This window comes from Mesorhizobium sp. P3_A8 (genome assembly GCF_056402995.1).
In genome coordinates this window covers 183,984-203,007 of the sequence record NZ_JBFUGI010000012.1, presented here as the reverse complement: position 1 = coordinate 203,007, position 19,024 = coordinate 183,984, and the positions used below count along the sequence as shown (strand labels likewise).

Here is a 19,024-nt window from a genome sequence, read left to right as displayed (position 1 = left end):
CGAGCGCCTCAGCCGCCCATATTGGCGCGCGGCAGCTTGATCATGTCGCCGAAGCGGGTGCGCAATCTGTCGTCGAGCAGTTTTGGGACATGGCGCGGAAAACGCTCAGCAAGCACGCGCTTCTTCTCGATGATCGCACGCTGCAAGATGTCGGGCCGGCCTTTCTCGTTCCATTCCTTCGGCGAAAAGCGGTCGCCGACGGCCGGATAGAAATATTCGGTCTGCATCAGCCTGAGCGTCTGCTCGTTGCCGAGGTAGTGGCCCGGGCCATTCAGGCAGACCTCTGCGATGGTGTCGATCGACAGCGATTCATCTGACACCTCGATGCCGCGCACGCAGCGCAGGCAGTGACCGAGCATGTCATTGTCGATGATCAGGCTTTCCAGGCAGAAGCCGAGCAGCGAGGCATGCATCCCGGCGGATTCGTAGACGAGGTTGAGCCCGGCAAGGCCGGCCATCACGTCGGTGATGCCTTTTTCGTAGCCGGACTGGATGTCGGGCAGTTTCGAATCCGTCATGCCGGCGGCCGAACCGCCCGGCAGATCGTAGAATTGCGCCATCTGCGCGCAGGCAGCGGTCAGCACCGCCTGCTCGGCCGAGCCGCCCGACATGGCGCCGGTCCGCAGGTCCGACACGAACGGCCAGGTGCCGAAGATCGCCGGATGTCCCGGCTTGATGGCGTTGACATAGACAAGACCGGCCAGCACTTCGGCCACCGCTTGCACCACGGCGCCGGCAATCGCCGCCGGAGCGGTCGCGCCGGCTTGTCCGGCCGACAAAAGCAGGATCGGGATGCCTCCGTCGACACAGGCCTCGAGCACGCCGCAGGCGTCCTCGGCGAACTTCATCGGTGGCACGACGAAGCAGTTCGAGTTCGACACGAACGGCCGTGCGCGGAAATTTTCCTCGCCGCCGGCGATGGCATAGAGCATTTCGAGCGCCGGCTGCACGTTCTCGCGCACCGTGAAAGAGGTGCCGACATGCTTGGACGTGCCCATCACGCAGGCGTAGAGCGTGTTGAAGTCCATTTCGAGCGGATCGGGAATGTCGCGCGGCACCATTGGCCGCTGGAAGAAATGGATGTTGTCGAGCCCTTCGACGAGGCGGGCCGCGTCATAAATGTCCTGCAGCAGCGATTCGCGATATTCGCGCTTCTCGACATCGACCAGATGGACCGCGGCACCCGCCGTGCCGTAGTGCACGCGCTTGCCCTGGATCAACATGTCGTGTTTGGGATCCTGGCCGTGCAGGGTGAAATTGCGTGCCGCCTTCTTGATCGTGTCGAGCACCAGCGCGCGCGGAAAGCGGATACGGCCGTCATCGCCATAGGTGGCGCCGGCCTTGGTCAGCGCCTCGATGCAGGAGGGGATGGCATTGGCGAAGCCGACGGTCTCCAGCAGCGTCAGCACAGCCTCGTGGATGCGTTCCTGGTCATGGTGCTTCAGCGGTCCGTAGCTGCCGCCCTCGAGGCCGGCGCGTACCGGCTTGATGTCGTCGGCCAAGGGCGCTGCCCGCATGGCGCGACGCGCTTCGCGTCCACCGGAGCGGCGCGAGCGTTGATCCGCCGCCGCTTCCTGCTTTTCAAGAACCACTGACATGGAGACGCTCCACCTTTTCTCGGAAACAGGGCGGCGGTTGGTCCACCATCGGCTGCTTCTGCCCCTTTATGCCACGACTATGCCGCCGGCATTGGCACAGCCTATGGGCCAGCCTGTCCGGTTGCATGTGCCAGAGCTAAAGGAGCCGGAGCCACTGCTGGTGGCTCCGGTGAAAGGCGATCAGGCGGCAGCGGGCCTGCGTCCAGCGGCCGTGGCCAATTCGCGGATGCCGGGTTCGATGTGCTGCAGCGCGATCGAGGAAATGCCCAACCGCATGAAACGCGAAGGCTTTTCGGTGCGGTCGAAGAAGCGGTCTCCCGGCTCGATGATCACGCTGCGCGAGGCGGCGGCCTCGGCCAAACCGCGGGAATCGGTGCCGCGTGGCCCTTCGAGCCAGAGCGATGTGCCGCCGGCCGAGTCGGTCGAGCGCCATTCCGGCAGGAAGGCGGAAATCGCATGGACCAGGCGCTTGCGCCGCTCGTCGAAGGCGCTCGACAGACGCCGCACCAGTGCCTCGTGATGGCCGAGCGACAGGAACAAAGCGACGGCGCGCTGGTTGTTGGCCGGCGGATGGCGCAGCATGAAACGGCGCAGTGCCCTGAGCTCGGAGATTAGTCCAGCAGAGGCGACGATGTAGCCTAGCCGCAGGCCGGGAGCCAGCGTCTTCGACATCGAGCCGACATAGACGACGCGGCCTGAACGATCGAGGCTCTTCAGCGCCTGCTGCGGCGCCTCGTCGAGAAGCTGGCTGTCATAGCCGTCCTCGATGATGATCTGGTTGTGCCGGTTGGCGCGCGCCAGAAGATCCTGCCGCCGCTCCGCCGACAACGGCACCATGGTCGGGCAATGATGGCTGGGCGTGACGAAGACGAAGCCGGAATCATTGGGGATGGAAGAGCTTACGATGCCGGACTGGTCGACCGGCACCGGCTGGATCTCGGCGCCCGCTAGCCGGAAGATCGAGCGTGCGTCGGGGTAGCCAGGATCTTCCATCGCCACCTTCGAGCCCTTGGTCATCAGCAGCGTCGCCAGCATGTAGAGCGCGTTCTGGGCGCCAAGCGTGACGATGATCTCGTCGGGATTGGCGAAGATGCCGCGCCGCGGCAACAGCCGCGCCTGGATCTGCTCGATCAAGAGCGGATCGTCGCGGTCGACCATGTCGGACGCCCAGTTGCGGATTTCGAGCACGGCCAACGCCATGCGGTTGCACTCGCGCCACTCGGCGGTCGGGAACAGCGCCGGGTCGAACTGGCCGTAGACGAAGGGATAGGACGACTTGATCCAGTTCTCGTGCTTGGCCGGCGGCGGCATGTCGCTGGCGGCGATCTGCCGGCGTGCCTTCCAGTCGATCTCGTTGGCCTGGTCAGGCGCCTTCTGGTGCGGCTTGGCCGGTGTCGCCAGCACGTCGGGATTGACGAAATGCCCGCGCCGCTCGCGCGCCACCAGGAAACCCTGGTCGACGAGCTGCTGGAAGGCCAGCACCACGGTTCCGCGCGCTACGCCGAGTTTTTCGGCCAGGATTCGGCAGGAGGGAAGTGGCATCGAAGCAGCGATCTGCCGGTCGAGAATGGCGGCCACGATGGCTTGGCGGATCTGCGCCTGCAGGGTCTGGCCGGATTCAGCCGAAATCCGGAACAGGCCGGACCATATCGCCGTGTCGTTTCTCTGTGGCATGGAAGATGTTCCTCGATGGCCAGCTTTTTTCGCTTGGCTGGACCAGTGGAATGTAACGGTGGCACAAGGGGTTGCGCCAATCAATTTTTCTGATCTTTGGGATTTATGCCAGTGATCCTTCCGGCCGAAATCGGGCGCTGCAGCCTCCCGGATCGACACATTGTGTCATCGCATCGTGATGCGATGCGGCATCGCCGCGTATTGACCGCACGGAGTTCGGCTCAATAGTTGTGCCGCGACGACACGCGCCGGAAACATCCGGTCTGATATGGTGCATCCAAAACGCCAGGAGCTACCCGCCAGTGGATAAGTCAGCCTTCCAGAAACAGCTTGCCGCCTTGCGCGACCATCGCGCCGCGGCACCTGCCAGCATGCGCCAGGCCTTCGCCGCCGATCCGCAGCGGTTCCATACATTCTCCGCCACCGACGACAATTTGTTGCTCGACTGGTCGAAATGCGCCGTCGACGCGACCACCATGGATCTGCTGGAAAAGCTCGCTGGCGCCGCCGATCTCGAGGGTCGCCGCGCCGCCATGTTCGCCGGCAAGAAGATCAACATCACCGAAGACCGCGCCGTGCTGCACACGGCGCTGCGCAATCTCAGCGGCAAGGGCGTCACGGTCGATGGCCAGGACGTCAAGGCGGACGTGCTTTCCGTGCTCGACGCGATGGGCGCCTTCGCCGATGCGATCCGCTCCGGCAAGGCTGCCGGCGCCACCGGCAAGAAGATCACCGACATCGTCAACATCGGCATTGGCGGCTCCGACCTCGGCCCGGCCATGGCGACGCTGGCGCTCGCCCCCTATCATGACGGGCCGCGCGCGCACTATGTCTCCAACATCGACGGCGCCCATATCCATGACACGCTGAAGGGCCTGTCCGCCGAAACCACGCTATTCATCATCGCCTCAAAAACCTTCACCACGGTCGAGACGATGACCAATGCGCAGACGGCGCGCGACTGGGTGCAGAAGGCGCTCGGCAAGCAGGCGGTCGGCAAGCATTTCGCCGCCGTCTCGACGGCGCTCGACCTGGTGGCCAAGTTCGGCATCGAATCCGATCGCGTCTTCGGCTTCTGGGACTGGGTCGGCGGCCGCTATTCGGTCTGGGGCGCGATCGGCCTGCCGGTCATGATCGCCGTCGGCCCGAGGAATTTTCGCGCCTTCCTCGATGGCGCCCACGAGATGGACGAACATTTCCGCACCGCGCCGATCGCAGGGAACCTTCCGGCGCTTCTGGGGCTGGTCGGCTGGTGGCATCGCGTCATCTGCGGCTATCCGGCCCGCGCGGTCATCCCCTATGACCAGCGCCTGTCCAGGCTGCCGGCCTATCTGCAGCAGCTCGACATGGAATCGAACGGCAAGGGCGTCACCCTCGACGGCACGCCGGTGACGACGCCGACCGGGCCTCTGGTTTGGGGCGAGCCCGGCACCAATGGCCAGCACGCCTTCTTCCAGCTCCTGCACCAGGGGACGGACTTCATCCCGGTCGAATTCCTTGCAGCGGCCGTCGGCCACGAGCCCGAACTCAAGCACCAGCATGATTTGCTGCTCTCCAATTGCCTGGCGCAATCGGAAGCGTTGATGAAGGGCCGCACGCTGGACGAGGCGCGTGCGCAGATGCTGGCCAAGGGCATGAAGCCGGCCGATGTCGACAAGATAGCGCCGCATCGTGTCTTCTCCGGCAACCGGCCTTCGGTGACCATCCTCTATCGCAAGCTCGACCCACGCACCTTCGGCCGGCTGATCGCGCTCTACGAGCACCGCGTCTTCGTCGAGGGCACGCTGTTCAACATCAATTCCTTCGACCAATGGGGCGTCGAACTGGGCAAGGAACTGGCGACCGGCCTTTTGCCTGTCGTGGAGGGCAAGGAAAGTGCCGCCAAGCGTGACGCATCGACGGCTGGCCTTGTGGGATACATCCACCAATTGCGTGGTTCGGAGTGAAAAATTTGGCAGACATCAAGGGCATACTGTTCGACAAGGACGGGACACTTGTCGACTTCAACGCGACCTGGCTCGGCGTCGCCGATTTCATGGCCATGGATGCCGCCGACGGCGATCGCTGGAAGGCCGACAGGCTGCTCGCTGCGGCCGGCTTCGATTTCGCCAACAGGCGCTTCAAGCCCGACTCGATCTTTGCCTCCGGCACCAATCTCGACGTTGTCGAACTCTGGTTTCCGCGCCTGTCGAACGAGGACCAGATGCTGGCCGTCGCCCGCTTCAACGAGATCACCTCGGTGCAAGGCTCGACGATGGCGGTGGCGCTGCCGGGCATCGTCGACACCTTGGCGGCGCTGCACAAAAGATCCTACCGGCTTGGCGTTGCCACCAATGATTCCACCAGCGGCGCGGAAAAGACCTTGGTCACGCTCGGCGTCGCCCAGTTGTTCGACGCCGCCTACGGTTACGACGCGGTGGCCAACCCCAAACCCGCGCCCGACACCATCCAGGCCTTTTGCGACCTTACCGGACTGAGAGCGGCGGAGATCGCCATGGTTGGCGACAACCGTCACGATCTCGAAATGGCGCGCGCCGGCGGCTGTGGTCTCGCGGTAGGCGTGCTCTCCGGCACCGGCACGCGCGAATCGCTGGCCGAGATCGCCGACGTCATCCTGGATTCGGTTGCCGACCTGCCAGACTTTCTTTCGGCGCGAGTCAGGGAGACGGTCTAACCGCCAGCTCGGTCTCGAAGCGAAAGACGCCGCTCGGCCTTGGGGCTGCGTCTTTCGCGTCGCCGAAATCCGGCACCGCGTATTCGGCAAGCAGCCGCAGCCGTGAACGCGGCAGACAGGCCCGGCCCGGATCGCCCACCAGCACCTCGATGCCGGCGGCGAGGCAGCGGTCGAGAAAGGGCATGACGCGCTCAGTGACGTCCTGCCCGTAGAAGACATCGCCGGCGAGCACGAGGTCGACCGCCGGTGGCGGACCTTTCGTGATGTCGTCTCCGAAAACGGTTATGGAGACGCCGTTCGCCGCCGCATTGAGGCCGATCGCGGCGACGCCATTGCGATCGATCTCGGCCGCGATCACCTCCCGCGCGCCGGCCTTGGCAGCGGCAATGCCGACAATGCCCGAGCCCGCGCCGAGATCGAGCACGCGACGGCCTGCCACGCAAAGCGGATGCTCGAAAATATGGCGCGCCAGCACCGCGCCGCCGGCCCAGATATAGGCCCAATAGGGCGGCTGTGGTTCCGGCGTATCTTCGTCAGTATCGTTGTCGTCTTCAGATCCGAGAAGCCGTCTCAACCCGCTGCCTGGATGGGCGGCGTAAAGCCTGATTTCGGGAAGCGCGGGCACGCTGACAAGGCGCATGTTCGCCTTGATGAATTCGGCCGGGTCGAGGCGCGAGTCCCGATTGAGCGCATTGTCTTCAGCAGCATCCACTATTCGCGCAGCGCCCGCCGCAGGATCTTGCCGACCGGCGTCTTCGGCAGTTCGGTCCTGAACTCGATGTATTTGGGCCGCTTGTAGCCGGTCAGGTTCTCGCGGCAGAAAGCGGTGATCGCTTCAGCGGTCAGGGCCGGGTCCTTCTTGACGATGAACAGCTTCGGCACTTCGCCGGAATGCTCGTCCGGCACGCCGATCGCCGCCACTTCGAGCACGCCCGGATGCATCGCCACGACCTCCTCGAGCTCGTTCGGATAGACGTTGAAGCCCGAGACCAGGATCATGTCCTTCTTGCGGTCGACGATCTTGGTGTAGCCGCGCTCGTCCATGAAGCCCATGTCGCCTGACTTGAAGTAGCCGTCCTTGGTCATCACCTTGGCGGTTTCGTCAGGCCGGTTCCAGTAGCCCGCCATCACCTGCGGTCCCCTGATACAGATTTCGCCGACCTCGCCGAGCGGCAAATTGTTGCCGTCGTCGTCACGGATAGCGATTTCCGTCGAGGGCAGCGGCAGGCCGATCGTGCCGGTGAAGTCGCCGGAACTGAACTTGTTGGCCGTGGCCACCGGCGAGGTTTCCGAGAGGCCGTAACCTTCAGTGACAGGGCAACCGGTCAACGCCTTCCAGCGTTCGGCGACGCCCTTCTGCACCGCCATGCCGCCGCCCAGCGTCAGCACCAGCGGCTTGAAGTCGAGCTTGCGGAAATCCTCATTGTTGAGCAGCGCGTTGAACAGCGTGTTGAGGCCCGGAAAGACATGGGTCGGATACTTTGCCAGTTCCTTGACGAAGCCGGGGATATCGCGCGGGTTGGGAATGAGCACGTTGCGTGCGCCCTGCTGCATGCCCATCAGAGCGTTCACCGTCAGCGCGAAGATATGATAGAGCGGCAGCGCGCAGATGAAGTTTGGGTGCGCGGGTTTCGGCTTGATCGTATAGGCGTCTTCCATCCACTGCGCGTTCTGCACGACATTGGAGAGCACATTGCTGTGCAGCAGCGTAGCGCCCTTCGACACGCCCGTGGTGCCGCCCGTATATTGCAGGAAGGCGACATCGTCGGCTGCAACCTTGACCGGCTTGAAGCCGCCCCCGGATCCCGCTTTCACCGCCACGTTGAACTTGACATGCCCGGGCAGCGACCATGCCGGCACCATCTTCTTCACGCGGCGCACGACGAAGTTGACGATCGTCCCCTTGAGGCCGCCGAGCATGTCGCCCATGGCCGCCACCACAACATGCTTGACCGCGGTCCTGGCGATCACCGCCTGCAAGGTGTTGGCGAAGTTTTCCAGGATGACGATGGCTTGTGCGCCGGAATCCTTGAGCTGATGCTCCAGCTCGCGCGGCGTGTACAGCGGATTGATGTTCACCACGACATAGCCGGCGCGCAGGATGCCCATCATCGCCACCGGATATTGCAGAACGTTAGGCATCATCAGGGCGACGCGAGCACCCTTTTGCAGCCCCTTCGATTGCAGATAAGCACCGAAGGCCGCCGACAACTGCTCGACATCGGCGTAGCTGATGGATTTGTCCATGCAGGTGAAGGCCGGCTGGGCGGAAAATTGCTTGCAGGCGCCGACCAGGAAATCGCCGATCGAACTGTAGGGCAACACACCGATTTCGGTCGGCACATTTTTTGGATAGCTCTTGAGCCATGGTTTTTCGGGCAGGCCGGCGGCAAGTTCCGTGAGTGCCTTCGGCAGCCGCTTGGTGGCCTCGACGGGCTTCGCGGCGGGCGCGGCTTTCGGTGCCACAGCTTTTTTGGCTGCTGCTGCCTTCGGCGGCACTGCCTTCGTCGCGGCGGTCTTTGGCGAAGCGGTTTTGGCTACCGTTTTAGCCGGGGTGGATTTTGCTGCCGGTTTTGCCTTCGTGGGTGCGGCCTTGGCCGCGGGCTTCGCTTGCACGTCAGCGCCGGCGGCTGGCTTCGAGGCCGCCTTGGCTGATGCTTTTGCCGGCGCCGTCGTCTTCGATGCTTTTGCCACCCGTTCCTCCCTCGATATTTCGTGGTCGCCTGTGCCGCGCCGCCTCCGAAATGACAGAGACGTCCTCCGCTGCCGCCAGCATATCCATCTATGTATTGCCTCTATCGGCGGCCGTGCAAGTCTTGCCCCTGCGGCAAGGCGCCGAAAGATTTGCCGCCGAAAATCTTTCCCGCCGGCGACACTTGGAACAGGTCTCTTCCACATCCGTGGCCGGAGGAAGACGGGACGTTGCGTCGATGTCGCCAGATGCCGGATCAATAAAAAAATGCGGTCGTTAATAATATCGTGAATGGAAAAAACTGCTAATTTTTTCTGCCATTTAGCAAAATGGCGGATTTTTTTCCTGCTTCCCGCGGGGTAAGCAAACGGGGTGTTCCAAAGCCGTAAAAACGGTGCTTATATGCGCGCTTCGCGAGCCTGATAGAGGGGCTTGGAAGAACATCAGGGAGTGCTCAATGAAAAAGAAACTCGCTTTTGCGGCCGCGTTGCTGGCCGCAAGCGTCCTGGGCGGCATGGCCAATGCAAAGACGCTTGTCTATTGCTCGGAAGCGTCGCCTGCCAATTTTGATCCGGGTACCACGACCGGCGGCAACGATTTCGATGCCTCGTCGCGTACCGTCTATTCGCGTCTGGTCGAGTTCAAGCATGGCGGCACCGAGGTCGAGCCCGGCCTCGCCGACAAGTGGGAAATCTCGGACGACGGCCTGGTCTATACGTTCCACCTGCATCCGGGCGTGAAGTTCCAGACCACCGACTATTTCAAGCCGACGCGCGACCTCAACGCCGATGACGTCGTCTTCTCCTTCGATCGCCAGTTCAACAAGGAAAACCCCTGGAACGGCGACAAGTATCTGCCCAACCTGACCTGGGACTACTACACCGGCATGGACATGCCGAAATACGTCGCCAAGTGGGAAAAGGTTGACGACCTGACCGTCAAGCTGACGCTGACCGAGCCGAACGCGCCGATGCTGGCCAATCTCGGCATGGACTTCGCGTCGATCATGTCGAAGGAATATGCCGACCAGCTGGCGAAGGACGGCAAGATGGCCGATTTCTCGACCAAGCCGATCGGCACCGGTCCGTTCCAGTTCGTCGACTACCAGCTGGATTCGGTCATCCGCTACGCAGCCAACCCGGACTATTTCAATGGCAAGGAGAAGATCGACGATCTCGTCTTCGCCATCACGCCCGACGCGACCGCGCGCATCCAGAAGGTGCTCGCCGGCGAGTGCGATATCGCGCCCTATCCGAATCCTGCCGACATCGGCACGATCAAGGCCAACAAGGACGTGACCCTGATGGATCAGGCCGGCCTGAACATCGGCTATATGAGCTACAACACCACCATCCCCCCGCTCGACAAGCCTGAAGTGCGCCATGCACTCAACCAGGCGATCGATCGGGAAGCTCTGATCAAGTCGCTGTTCCAGGATGCCGGCGCCACGCCTGCCGAAAACCTGATCCCGCCGACCATGTGGTCGTGGAACAAGGATGTGAAGTCCGACGCCTATGATCCCGATGCAGCCAAGAAGGTGCTGGCCGCTGCCGGGCTCACGGAAATCCAGCTCTGGGCTTCCGATCGCGTTCGTCCCTATAACCCGAACTTCCAGCGCGCCGCCGAACTGATCCAGGCCGACTGGGCCAAGGTTGGCGTCAAGGCGGAGATCGTCAACTACGAGTGGACCAAGTATCGCTCGGAAGGCAAGAAGAAGGACCGTCCCGGCGCGTTCCAGATCGGCTGGACCGGCGACAATGGCGATCCGGACAACTTCTTCGCCACGCTGTTCGCGTGCAACGCCGTCGGCGTCTCGAACTACTCGAGCTGGTGCGACAAGGACTTCGAGGACCTGATCCAGAAGGCCAAGAAGACCAGCGACCAGGCCGAGCGTTCCAAGCTCTATGGAGAGGCGCAGGTCGTCTTCCAGAAGCAGGCTCCGGCCTTCCTGCTGGCGCATAGCCAAGTCTACGCAGTCGTGCGCAAGAATGTCAGCGGTTTCATGATGGACCCGCTCGGCATTCACCGCTTCGACGGCGTCGACAAAGCCGAATAAGACATTGAGTGGGGCGGCGCTCTAGGGCGCCGCCCCCTTCGCCATGCTCAAATATATCCTCCACAGAATTGCACTTTTGATCCCGACGCTGGTCGGCATCACTATCTGTGCCTTCGCCTTCGTCAGGCTGCTGCCCGGCGATCCCATCCTTGCCATGGCCGGCGAACACGGCGTGGCGCCGGCTCGTTACGAGGAACTCAAGGAACAGTTCGGCTATAATTTGCCGATCTGGCAGCAATATGCGCGCTATGTCGGCGAGGTCGTGACCGGTGATTTCGGTGTTTCGATTTCTTCCAAGCGCCCGGTGATGGAAGAGTTCAAGACGCTTTTCCCGGCGACGCTGGAACTGTCAATCTTCGCGATGATTTTCGCCATGGTGCTCGGCATTCCGGCCGGCATCTTTGCGGCGATCAAGCGCGGCTCGTGGTTCGACCAGTCGCTGATGGGCACGGCGCTCGTCGGCTACTCCATGCCGATCTTCTGGTGGGGCCTGCTGCTGATCATCTTCTTCTCCGGCTATCTCGGCTGGACACCGGTTAACGGCCGCATCGACCTGCAGTACTTCTTCAAGCCGATCACCGGCTTCATGACCATCGACACCTTGCTCTACGGCAAATGGGATGCGTTTCGCTCGGTATTGCGCCATCTGGTGCTACCGACAATTGTGCTCGGCACCATTCCGCTGGCTGTGATAGCGCGCCAGACGCGCTCTGCCATGCTCGAGGTGCTGGGCGAGGACTACGTGCGGACTGCCCGAGCCAAAGGGCTTTCGTCGGCCCGAGTCATCGGCGTGCATGCTCTGCGCAATGCGCTCATCCCGGTGGTCACCACCATCGGCCTGCAGGTTAGCACGCTGCTCGCCGGCGCCATCCTTACCGAAACGATCTTCTCCTGGCCGGGCATCGGCAGGTGGATGGTCGAATCCATATCCAAGCGCGACTATGTCGTCGTGCAGTCTGGCCTGCTCTTGATCGCCCTTATCGTCATGGCCGTGAACCTGATCGTCGATCTACTCTATGCCGTCATCAACCCACGCATAAGGGCGGCGTGATGAGCCCGTCGACCGAAATCTCCCCAATGGCCGCCGGCAACCCGGACCGCCTCACCGGTCTCAGGACCTTCTGGTATTATTTCTCGGTGAACCGCGGCGCCGTCATCGGCCTGTTCGTCTTCATCCTGCTGGTCCTGGCGGCGCTATTTGCGCCGCTGCTGGCTCCCTATGCACCCGACATCCAGGACAAGACCGCATTCCTGCGGCCTCCGGCCTGGCAGGACGGCGGCTCGACACAATATCTGCTCGGCACCGATCCAGTTGGGCGCGACATCCTCTCGCGGCTGCTCTATGGCGCGCGCTTCTCGCTGCTGATCGGCGCGGTCGTGGTCACGCTGGCGCTCACCGGCGGCATCACGCTCGGCCTGCTGGCCGGCTATTTCCGCGGCTGGGTCGACGTGGCGATCATGCGCGTCATGGACCTCATCCTGGCGTTCCCGTCGCTGTTGCTGGCGCTGGTGATGGTCACCATCCTCGGCCCTGGCCTGTTCAATGCGATGCTGGCCATCGCGCTTGTCCTGCAGCCGCATTTCGCACGGCTGGTGCGCGCTGCCGTGATGGCCGAGAAAAGCCGCGAATATGTCGTCGCCGCCAAGGTCGCCGGCGCCGGCCATGTCAGGCTGATGCTTCGCACCATCCTGCCCAATTGCCTGGGGCCGCTGATCGTCCAGGGCACGCTGTCGTTCTCCAACGCCATCCTCGAGGCGGCCGCTCTCGGCTTCCTCGGCCTTGGCGCCCAGCCGCCGACTCCCGAATGGGGCACGATGCTCGCTTCGGCGCGTGAATTCATCCTGCGCGCCTGGTGGGTGGTGACCTTCCCCGGCCTGGCGATCCTGATCACCGTGCTTGCCATCAATCTGATCGGCGACGGCCTGCGTGATGCGCTCGATCCGAAACTGAGGAGGTCGTGATGGCGCTGCTCGACATCCAGAACCTCGTCGTCGAATTCCAGACAGCGTCCGGTCCGTTCAAGGCGGTCGATGGCGTTTCGCTGCATGTCGACGAGCGCGAAGTGCTGGCGATCGTCGGCGAATCCGGTTCCGGCAAATCGGTCTCGATGCTGGCAGTGATGGGCCTTTTGCCGTGGACAGCAAAGGTCACCGCTGATCGCATGAGCTTCAATGGCCGCGATCTCCTGAAGCTGAGCCCTGCCGAAAGGCGCAAGATCGTCGGCAAGGACATGTCGATGATCTTCCAGGAGCCGATGGCCAGCCTTAATCCCTGCTTCACCGTCGGCTTCCAGATCGAAGAGGTGCTGCGTTTCCATATGGGTATGGACGGTGCGCAGCGCCGGGCGCGCGCCATCGAGCTTTTGCAGCAGGTCGGCATTCCGGAGCCGGCTGATCGCCTGAACTCGTTTCCGCACCAGATGTCGGGCGGCCAGTGCCAGCGCGTCATGATCGCCATCGCCATTGCCTGCAATCCGAAGCTCCTGATCGCCGACGAGCCGACGACCGCGCTCGACGTCACCATCCAGAAGCAGATCCTCGACCTGCTGGTCTCGCTGCAGGCCAAATACGGCATGGGCCTGATCATGATCACCCACAATATGGGCGTGGTGGCCGAGACCGCCGACCGCGTCATCGTCCAGTACAAGGGCCGCAAGATGGAAGAGGCCGACGTGCTGTCGCTGTTTGAATCGCCGAAGAGCAATTACACCCGCGCGCTTCTATCGGCGCTGCCGGAGAACGCCGTGGGCGACCGCCTGCCGACTGTTTCCGACATGCTGTTCGAGCCGGCGCCCTCGGGAGCCGCAGCATGACCAAGGTCGTCGAAGGCAAGAACATCGTGCGCGACTACCATGTCGGCGGCGGGCTGTTTCGCGCGCAGCGCACCGTGCATGCGGTCAAGGGCGTCTCGTTCAGCGTCGACAAGGGCAAGACGCTGGCCATCGTCGGTGAAAGCGGCTGCGGCAAGTCGACACTTGCCCGCATCATCACGCTGATCGATCCCGCGACGTCGGGTGAATTGTTCATCGACGGCAACAAGGTCGACATTGCCAAGGATGGGTTGAGCAAGGAGATGCGCCGCAAGGTGCAGATCGTTTTCCAGAACCCTTACGGGTCGCTCAATCCGCGCCAGAAGATCGGCGACGTGCTGGGCGAACCGCTGCTCATCAACACTGGCAAGCCGGCCGAGGAGCGGCGCGACCTCGCTATGAAGATGCTGAAGAAGGTCGGCCTCGGACCCGAGCACTACAATCGCTACCCGCACATGTTCTCGGGCGGCCAGCGCCAACGCATCGCCATCGCCCGCGCGCTGATGTTGAACCCGAGCCTGCTGGTGCTGGATGAGCCGGTCTCCGCACTCGACCTGTCGGTGCAGGCGCAGGTACTGAACCTGCTCGCCGACCTGCAGGACGAATTCCAGCTGACCTATGTCTTCATCAGCCACGATCTGTCCGTGGTGCGCTACATCGCCGACGATGTGATGGTGATGTATTTCGGCGAGGCGGTCGAATACGGCTCGCGCGAGGAGGTCTTTTCAGACCCCAAGCACAGCTACACCAAGACGCTGTTTGCCGCGACGCCGCGCGCCGATGTCGCCTCGATCAAGGCGAGGTTGGCGAAGAAGAAGGCGGCCTGAGGTCGGTTGCCGCCAGCCAGGGGCAGCTAGACGGGTGCCTCAGGCATCGGCGCCTTTGCGAGCAGGACATTGGCGTGGCCGCGCGGAAAGTCCTCGAGTTGCACCAGCCGCTGAAATCCATGCTTTTCATAGAAGTCCGGCGCCTGGAAGGTGAAGGACGCGAGGTGGATGACATGGCATCCGCGCAGCCGAGCCTCCTGTTCTGCTGCTGCAAGGAGGCGCGAGCCGAGGCCTTTGCCGCGCTCGCTGTCGGCAATCCATAGAGTCTTGATTTCGCACACGCCTGCCCAACTGTGCCCGTGCAGACCTGCGTAGATCGTTCCGTCATTCCTCTTCAGGAAGATCGACAGATAGCGGCCGTCATCGACGCCGGTCGCAGCGACGTTGAAGCCGTAAAGGCCATCTTCCAGGGCGACAATGTCCTCTGGCGTCGGCTCGCTGAGGACAACAAGAGACGTCGCCCCGTTCGCGCTCTCATCATCGGCGTCGCCAGGACCAGTCATGTCACGACAGCTTGGCGATAATCGCGCGCAGCGCTTCGCCGAAGCGGTGGATTTCCTCGACCGTGTTGTAATGCACCAGCGAAGCGCGGATGGCGCCGCTGTCCATCGACAGGTTGAGGCGCTTCATCAGCCGCGGTGCATACATATGGCCGTCGCGGATGCCGATCTGCATCTCGGCCATTTCCTCGACGATCCGCTGCGGTGAGAGCTTGCCGATGTTGAAGCAGAAAGTCGGCACGCGCTCGTTGATGCGGGCCTCGTCGGCAACGCCATAGATGGTCGCACCGCAACCCTTCAGCACGGCGAGCATTTCGCGCGCCAGAAGCAGCTCGTAGTCGCGAATGGCGCCCATGCCGGCGACGATGTTTTCGCGCCGCGAGCGGTTGTTGGAGGGCGCCAGATTGCGCCCGATCAGTTCCAGATACTGCACGGCGGCATCCATGCCGGAGACATTCTCGTAGATGAAGGTGCCGGCCTCGACCTTGTAGGGCGGTTCGTCGGGAATGAAATCCTCGCGAAAAGTCGGCAGCCGCTTCAGTGTGTCGAAGCGACCCCAGAGGAAGCCCATATGCGGCGAGAAATTCTTGTAGCCGGAGCACACGAGATAATCGCAATCCCAGGCCTGCACGTCGATCAGCCCGTGCGGCCCGTAGTGCACGCAGTCGAGGAACACTTCCGCGCCGGCGGCATGAGCGATCTCGGCCACCGACGCGACGTCGACGATCGAGCCGATCGAATGCGCCGTCACCGTGCAGGCGACGAGGCGGGTGCGGTCGGACACCAGCGGGCGCAGATCGTCGACATGCAGATTGCCGTCCTCGCGCATACGCCACCACTTGAACTTGGCGCCGGCGGATTCAAGCGCCAGCCATGTCGCGATGTTGGCGTCATGGTCCATGTCGGTGATGACGATCTCGTCACGTTCCCCCGTTGAATCTCTGGCAAGCATCTGGCCGATGCCGAGGCTGACCAGGCGGATGAACGAGGTGGCGTTCATGCCGAAGCAGATTTCCGCCGGGCTGTAGGCGTTGATCAGCAGTGCCACGCTTGTCCGGGCATCGGCGACCGACTGGTCGACGGTGACGCTGCGGCCATAGCGGCCGCCGCGCTGCACATTGTGCGAAACCAGATGGTTGGTCACCGCGTCGAGCACGCTCTGCGGGATCTGCGCGCCGGCGGCGTTGTCCAGGAAGATAAAATCGCCGGCCCGCTGCAGGGCGGGAAACATGGCACGGATGGTGTCGACGGGGAACGCTGAGGCGTTCGCTGTGTCGGTTTGATGCTTGTTCACGGGGTAGGCTCCTACAAAGGACTTGGGCGAGTGGATCGGTTGGCGAGATCAGCGCGTCTTCTCGGTCTTGAAGCGGTCTTCAAGCATGCTGACGAGGCGGACCATCGGCCAGAGGAAGATGAGATAGACCAGTGCCGCGCCGATCAGCGGCGAGGGGTTGGCGTAGAGCGACTGCGCGTTGGTCGCTTCCTTCAAGAGTTCCGGCAGCGCCACGGTGGAGGCGAGCGAGGTGTCCTTGAACATCGAGACGCAGTTGCTGGTCATCGGCGGGATGACCACACGGATCGCCTGCGGCAGCACCACCTTGCGCAAGGTCAAAAGGAACGGCAGGCCAAGCGCTTGCGACGCCTCGAACTGGCCTTTCGGAATGCTCTCTATGCCGGACCGGAACACTTCGGCCGAATAGGCCGACATGATGAAGGCGAACGCCGTCACGGCGGAGGCCCAGGAGGACAGGCGGATGCCGAGGAAGGGCAGCGCGTAGTAGATCAGGATCAGCACGACCAGCACCGGCAGCGCGCGGAAAATGTCGGTGTAGCCGACCGCCAGCCAGCGCAGCGGCTTCGGCGCATAGAGCCGCACCAGGCTGATCCCCAGGCCGATGGGGATACCGATGCCGATGCTCAGGATGCCGAGCAGCAGCGTGTTCAGGAAACCGCGCAGCAGCGCCGGCAGGCTGGACATGATGACATCGGGATTGAAGAAGGTGTCGATCAGCGACATGGGAGCGTTCCCGAACTGTTTTGTGTCCCGCGACGCCAGAGCAAAGGGTGCTCCAGTTGAAACCAAACGACGTCGCCTACGGTGAGCCGGTCTGTGCGGCAGCAGGCGCTGAGCGTGAAATGAATCGTGCCGGCCTGGAAAGCCGGCACGATCTCAGTGCATCGCCACTCAGGCCTTAGGCAGCGGCATTTCCTTCACCGTCGAGGAATCGGCCGGCGCGTCGCTGCCGAACCACTTCTTGTGGATCGCGGCCAGCGTGCCGTCCTTCTTCATCGCGGTCAGCGCGTCGTTGAGCTTGCCGAGCAGCGGGTGGTCCTTGGTCATCATCAGGCCGTACTGTTCGCCGGTCTTGATGCGCTGCTTGACCTTCAAATCCTTCATCTTGGTGAAGGAATATTCCATGCCCGGAATGTCGCTGACGGCGGCGTCGACGCGGCCGGCGCTGAGGTCGAGCAGCAGGTTCTGCTGCGTGTCATAACCCTTCACGTCGCTGAAGCCGTCGGCTTCCTGATGTGCCTTGACCCAGGTCTCGCCGGTCGAGCCGGACAGCACGCCGACGATCTTGCCCTTGAGGTCGGCCTCGGTGTTAACAGCGCTGTCGGTCTTCGTCGCGATGCCCATGTCGGAATCATAATAGGGCTGCGTGAACGACTGCGACTTCAGCCGCTCCGCCGTGATGGTGATCGACGAGATGGCGACGTCGATGCGCTTCGACGTGGTGGCGGCGAACAGCGCCTGGAAGCCGAGGTCGGCGATGTCGGTCGTCATGCCGATGCGCTTGGCAGCTTCGTTGACGATGTCGACTTCAAAGCCTTCGAAAGTGCCGCTCTCGTTCTTGTATTCGAAGGGCGGATTGGTCGGGTAGGCGCCGACATTGAGCACATCGGCGGCATAGGCGGTGGCGGGGCCGGCGGCGATGCCGATGGCAGCGGCGAGCAGGATGAGATTGCGACGGTTGAGCTTCATTGGTGTTCCCTCTGGGGTATTCCCTCTGGTTGTTGATCGAACGGGGCTGGCCCCGCACGGTTTCTTGCCGTCCCACCTCCCAGCGGGGCGTCAATTCATGGCCGCGACCATGCGGTCGAGCGGTTGGCGATGTTTTCGGTGTGCAGATAGCGGATCTGGACGCGCACGCCATCGACGGCATAGCGCGCGCTGGACGACGACTGGGGCAGCATGAACGTCAAGGACTGAACCCCTCCCACCCGAACACCACGATGGACTGGCCGGCAACCCCCTCCGGCACGGCAGCCGCCATCGATTTTGAATGCTTATCCAAAGTGGGACGCTTTTCAAGGCGAAAGTTTTAAGCTTAAAAAGCTTGGCCGGCCTGTTGCGCCTGCGATACGCTTTTTGCCTGGCCGGGCTAGCCTATGCCAATTCGTCGCGTGCGGCGGCGCCGTTGGCTGCAGCGCCGGCGCCAAGAAACATTGTGTCGCTGGCCAGCACGAAGAAACTCGCGCCGATGGCTGCCCAGCGGCTGACAGTCTGTGGGCTGGCGCAAAATATGCCGGCAGTTTTTCCATGTGCGATCGTCGCGCCGATGATTGTCGCGATCGCCGCATTGAGCTTGTCAGCGCCTTGCGGTCCGATCGCATCGATCGACACCGAAAGGTCGCCGGGGCCGACGAAGATCACGTCGACGCCGTCGACGGCCGCGATCGCGTCGATGTTGGCGAGGCCCTCCGATGTCTCGACCTGAACCGCGACGACGGTTCTGTCGTTGGCGCCGGCAAGATATTCGGGAATGCGATAGCCGTAGCCGGCGGCCCGACCGGGTCCGACGCCGCGCTCGCCGAGTGGCGGATAGCGCGAGGCTTTCACGGCCATCGCCGCCTGTGCCGCGGTCGAGACGCGTGGCACCAGCACGCCTTGCGCGCCGCTGTCCAAAGCCGCCTGGATCGCTTCCGGCGCATGGCCGGGAACGCGCACCATCGCCGGCACGCGATGGACGTCGGCCGCGCGCACCATGGTCTCGATCATGTCGCGCGAAATCTGCGCATGCTCCCAGTCGATGCAGAGGAAATCGAGGCCGGCCTGCGCCATCACTTCAAGCGCGACGGGATGCGGAATGGCAGCAAAGGAGCCGACGAGGTTTGCCTTGCCGATGCATTTCTGACGAAACTCGCTCATGCCCATCCCTTTCTCATTCCGCCGAATTCATATCGGCAAACTA

General features: G+C 62.9%; 17 protein-coding genes. 7 read left to right on the top strand and 10 right to left on the bottom strand.

The features are described 5' to 3' along the window. Nucleotides 1-8: 8 nt before the first annotated feature. Entirely contained in the window at nt 9-1,598 is a 1,590-nt protein-coding gene (locus AC1DX4_RS26490) for a trimethylamine methyltransferase family protein (RefSeq protein ID WP_477223114.1), read from the bottom strand. A gap of 180 nt (nt 1,599-1,778) precedes the next feature. Beyond that, nucleotides 1,779-3,272, bottom strand: a complete 1,494-nt coding sequence (gene pdxR, locus AC1DX4_RS26485) for a MocR-like pyridoxine biosynthesis transcription factor PdxR (protein ID WP_477223113.1) — start codon at nt 3,270-3,272, stop codon at nt 1,779-1,781. A gap of 302 nt (nt 3,273-3,574) precedes the next feature. Here pdxR and pgi point away from each other — a divergent pair, with 302 nt between their 5' ends. Together pgi and AC1DX4_RS26475 are read left to right on the top strand one after the other, a co-directional pair. Further along, entirely contained in the window at nt 3,575-5,218 is a 1,644-nt protein-coding gene (gene pgi, locus AC1DX4_RS26480) for a glucose-6-phosphate isomerase (RefSeq protein ID WP_477223112.1), read from the top strand. A 5-nt stretch (nt 5,219-5,223) separates the two neighbouring features. Further along, nucleotides 5,224-5,946: an HAD family hydrolase gene (locus AC1DX4_RS26475; protein ID WP_477223111.1), complete on the top strand. Its 723-nt coding sequence runs from the start codon at nt 5,224-5,226 to the stop codon at nt 5,944-5,946. Here AC1DX4_RS26475 and AC1DX4_RS26470 read toward each other — a convergent pair. Both AC1DX4_RS26470 and AC1DX4_RS26465 read right to left on the bottom strand, forming a co-directional pair. After that, nucleotides 5,930-6,658, bottom strand: a complete 729-nt coding sequence (locus AC1DX4_RS26470; RefSeq protein WP_477223110.1) for a class I SAM-dependent methyltransferase — start codon at nt 6,656-6,658, stop codon at nt 5,930-5,932. The two genes, AC1DX4_RS26475 and AC1DX4_RS26470, sit on opposite strands and share 17 nt — an antisense overlap. Further along, on the bottom strand, nt 6,658-8,640 hold the full coding sequence (locus AC1DX4_RS26465) for a long-chain-fatty-acid--CoA ligase (RefSeq protein WP_477223109.1): 1,983 nt from the start codon (nt 8,638-8,640) through the stop codon (nt 6,658-6,660). Before AC1DX4_RS26465 ends, AC1DX4_RS26470 begins: the two co-directional genes overlap by 1 nt. 455 nt (nt 8,641-9,095) lie before the next feature. On the opposite strand from AC1DX4_RS26465, the gene AC1DX4_RS26460 reads away from it, so the two are divergent. Genes AC1DX4_RS26460 through AC1DX4_RS26440 form a run of 5 tightly spaced genes read left to right on the top strand, consistent with a single transcriptional unit; the run spans nt 9,096 to nt 14,331 of the window. Beyond that, nucleotides 9,096-10,694: an ABC transporter substrate-binding protein gene (locus AC1DX4_RS26460; RefSeq protein WP_477223108.1), complete on the top strand. Its 1,599-nt coding sequence runs from the start codon at nt 9,096-9,098 to the stop codon at nt 10,692-10,694. Nucleotides 10,695-10,737: 43 nt separating this feature from the next. Further along, nucleotides 10,738-11,745 carry an ABC transporter permease subunit gene (locus AC1DX4_RS26455; RefSeq protein ID WP_477223107.1) on the top strand — a complete coding sequence of 336 codons (1,008 nt, stop codon included), beginning with the start codon at nt 10,738-10,740 and terminating at the stop codon, nt 11,743-11,745. A 26-nt stretch (nt 11,746-11,771) separates the two neighbouring features. Next, a complete protein-coding gene (locus AC1DX4_RS26450) occupies nt 11,772-12,656 on the top strand; it encodes an ABC transporter permease subunit (RefSeq protein ID WP_477223175.1) in 885 nt (294 codons plus the stop codon). Further along, the gene (locus AC1DX4_RS26445; RefSeq protein ID WP_477223106.1) at nt 12,656-13,507 is read left to right on the top strand and encodes an ABC transporter ATP-binding protein; all 852 of its coding nucleotides are present in this window, start codon (nt 12,656-12,658) and stop codon (nt 13,505-13,507) included. Before AC1DX4_RS26450 ends, AC1DX4_RS26445 begins: the two co-directional genes overlap by 1 nt. Next, a complete protein-coding gene (locus tag AC1DX4_RS26440; RefSeq protein ID WP_477223105.1) occupies nt 13,504-14,331 on the top strand; it encodes a dipeptide ABC transporter ATP-binding protein in 828 nt (275 codons plus the stop codon). Before AC1DX4_RS26445 ends, AC1DX4_RS26440 begins: the two co-directional genes overlap by 4 nt. Before the next feature lie 26 nt (nt 14,332-14,357). Here AC1DX4_RS26440 and AC1DX4_RS26435 read toward each other — a convergent pair whose 3' ends face one another. The 6 genes from AC1DX4_RS26435 to AC1DX4_RS26410 all read right to left on the bottom strand — a co-directional run bounded on the left by AC1DX4_RS26435 (nt 14,358) and on the right by AC1DX4_RS26410 (nt 18,981). Then, on the bottom strand, nt 14,358-14,834 hold the full coding sequence (locus AC1DX4_RS26435; protein ID WP_477223104.1) for a GNAT family N-acetyltransferase: 477 nt from the start codon (nt 14,832-14,834) through the stop codon (nt 14,358-14,360). Between the two features lies 1 nt (nt 14,835). Continuing rightward, complete coding sequence (locus AC1DX4_RS26430) at nt 14,836-16,125, bottom strand: cysteine desulfurase-like protein (protein ID WP_477223103.1); 1,290 nt, start codon at nt 16,123-16,125, stop codon at nt 14,836-14,838. Nucleotides 16,126-16,173: 48 nt separating this feature from the next. After that, nucleotides 16,174-16,848, bottom strand: a complete 675-nt coding sequence (locus AC1DX4_RS26425) for an amino acid ABC transporter permease (protein ID WP_477223102.1) — start codon at nt 16,846-16,848, stop codon at nt 16,174-16,176. A 168-nt stretch (nt 16,849-17,016) separates the two neighbouring features. After that, a complete protein-coding gene (locus tag AC1DX4_RS26420) occupies nt 17,017-17,814 on the bottom strand; it encodes an ABC transporter substrate-binding protein (protein WP_477223101.1) in 798 nt (265 codons plus the stop codon). Between the two features lie 95 nt (nt 17,815-17,909). Beyond that, complete coding sequence (locus AC1DX4_RS26415) at nt 17,910-18,035, bottom strand: hypothetical protein (RefSeq protein WP_477223100.1); 126 nt, start codon at nt 18,033-18,035, stop codon at nt 17,910-17,912. A gap of 184 nt (nt 18,036-18,219) precedes the next feature. Then, complete coding sequence (locus AC1DX4_RS26410; RefSeq protein WP_477223099.1) at nt 18,220-18,981, bottom strand: HpcH/HpaI aldolase family protein; 762 nt, start codon at nt 18,979-18,981, stop codon at nt 18,220-18,222. Nucleotides 18,982-19,024: the final 43 nt, after the last annotated feature.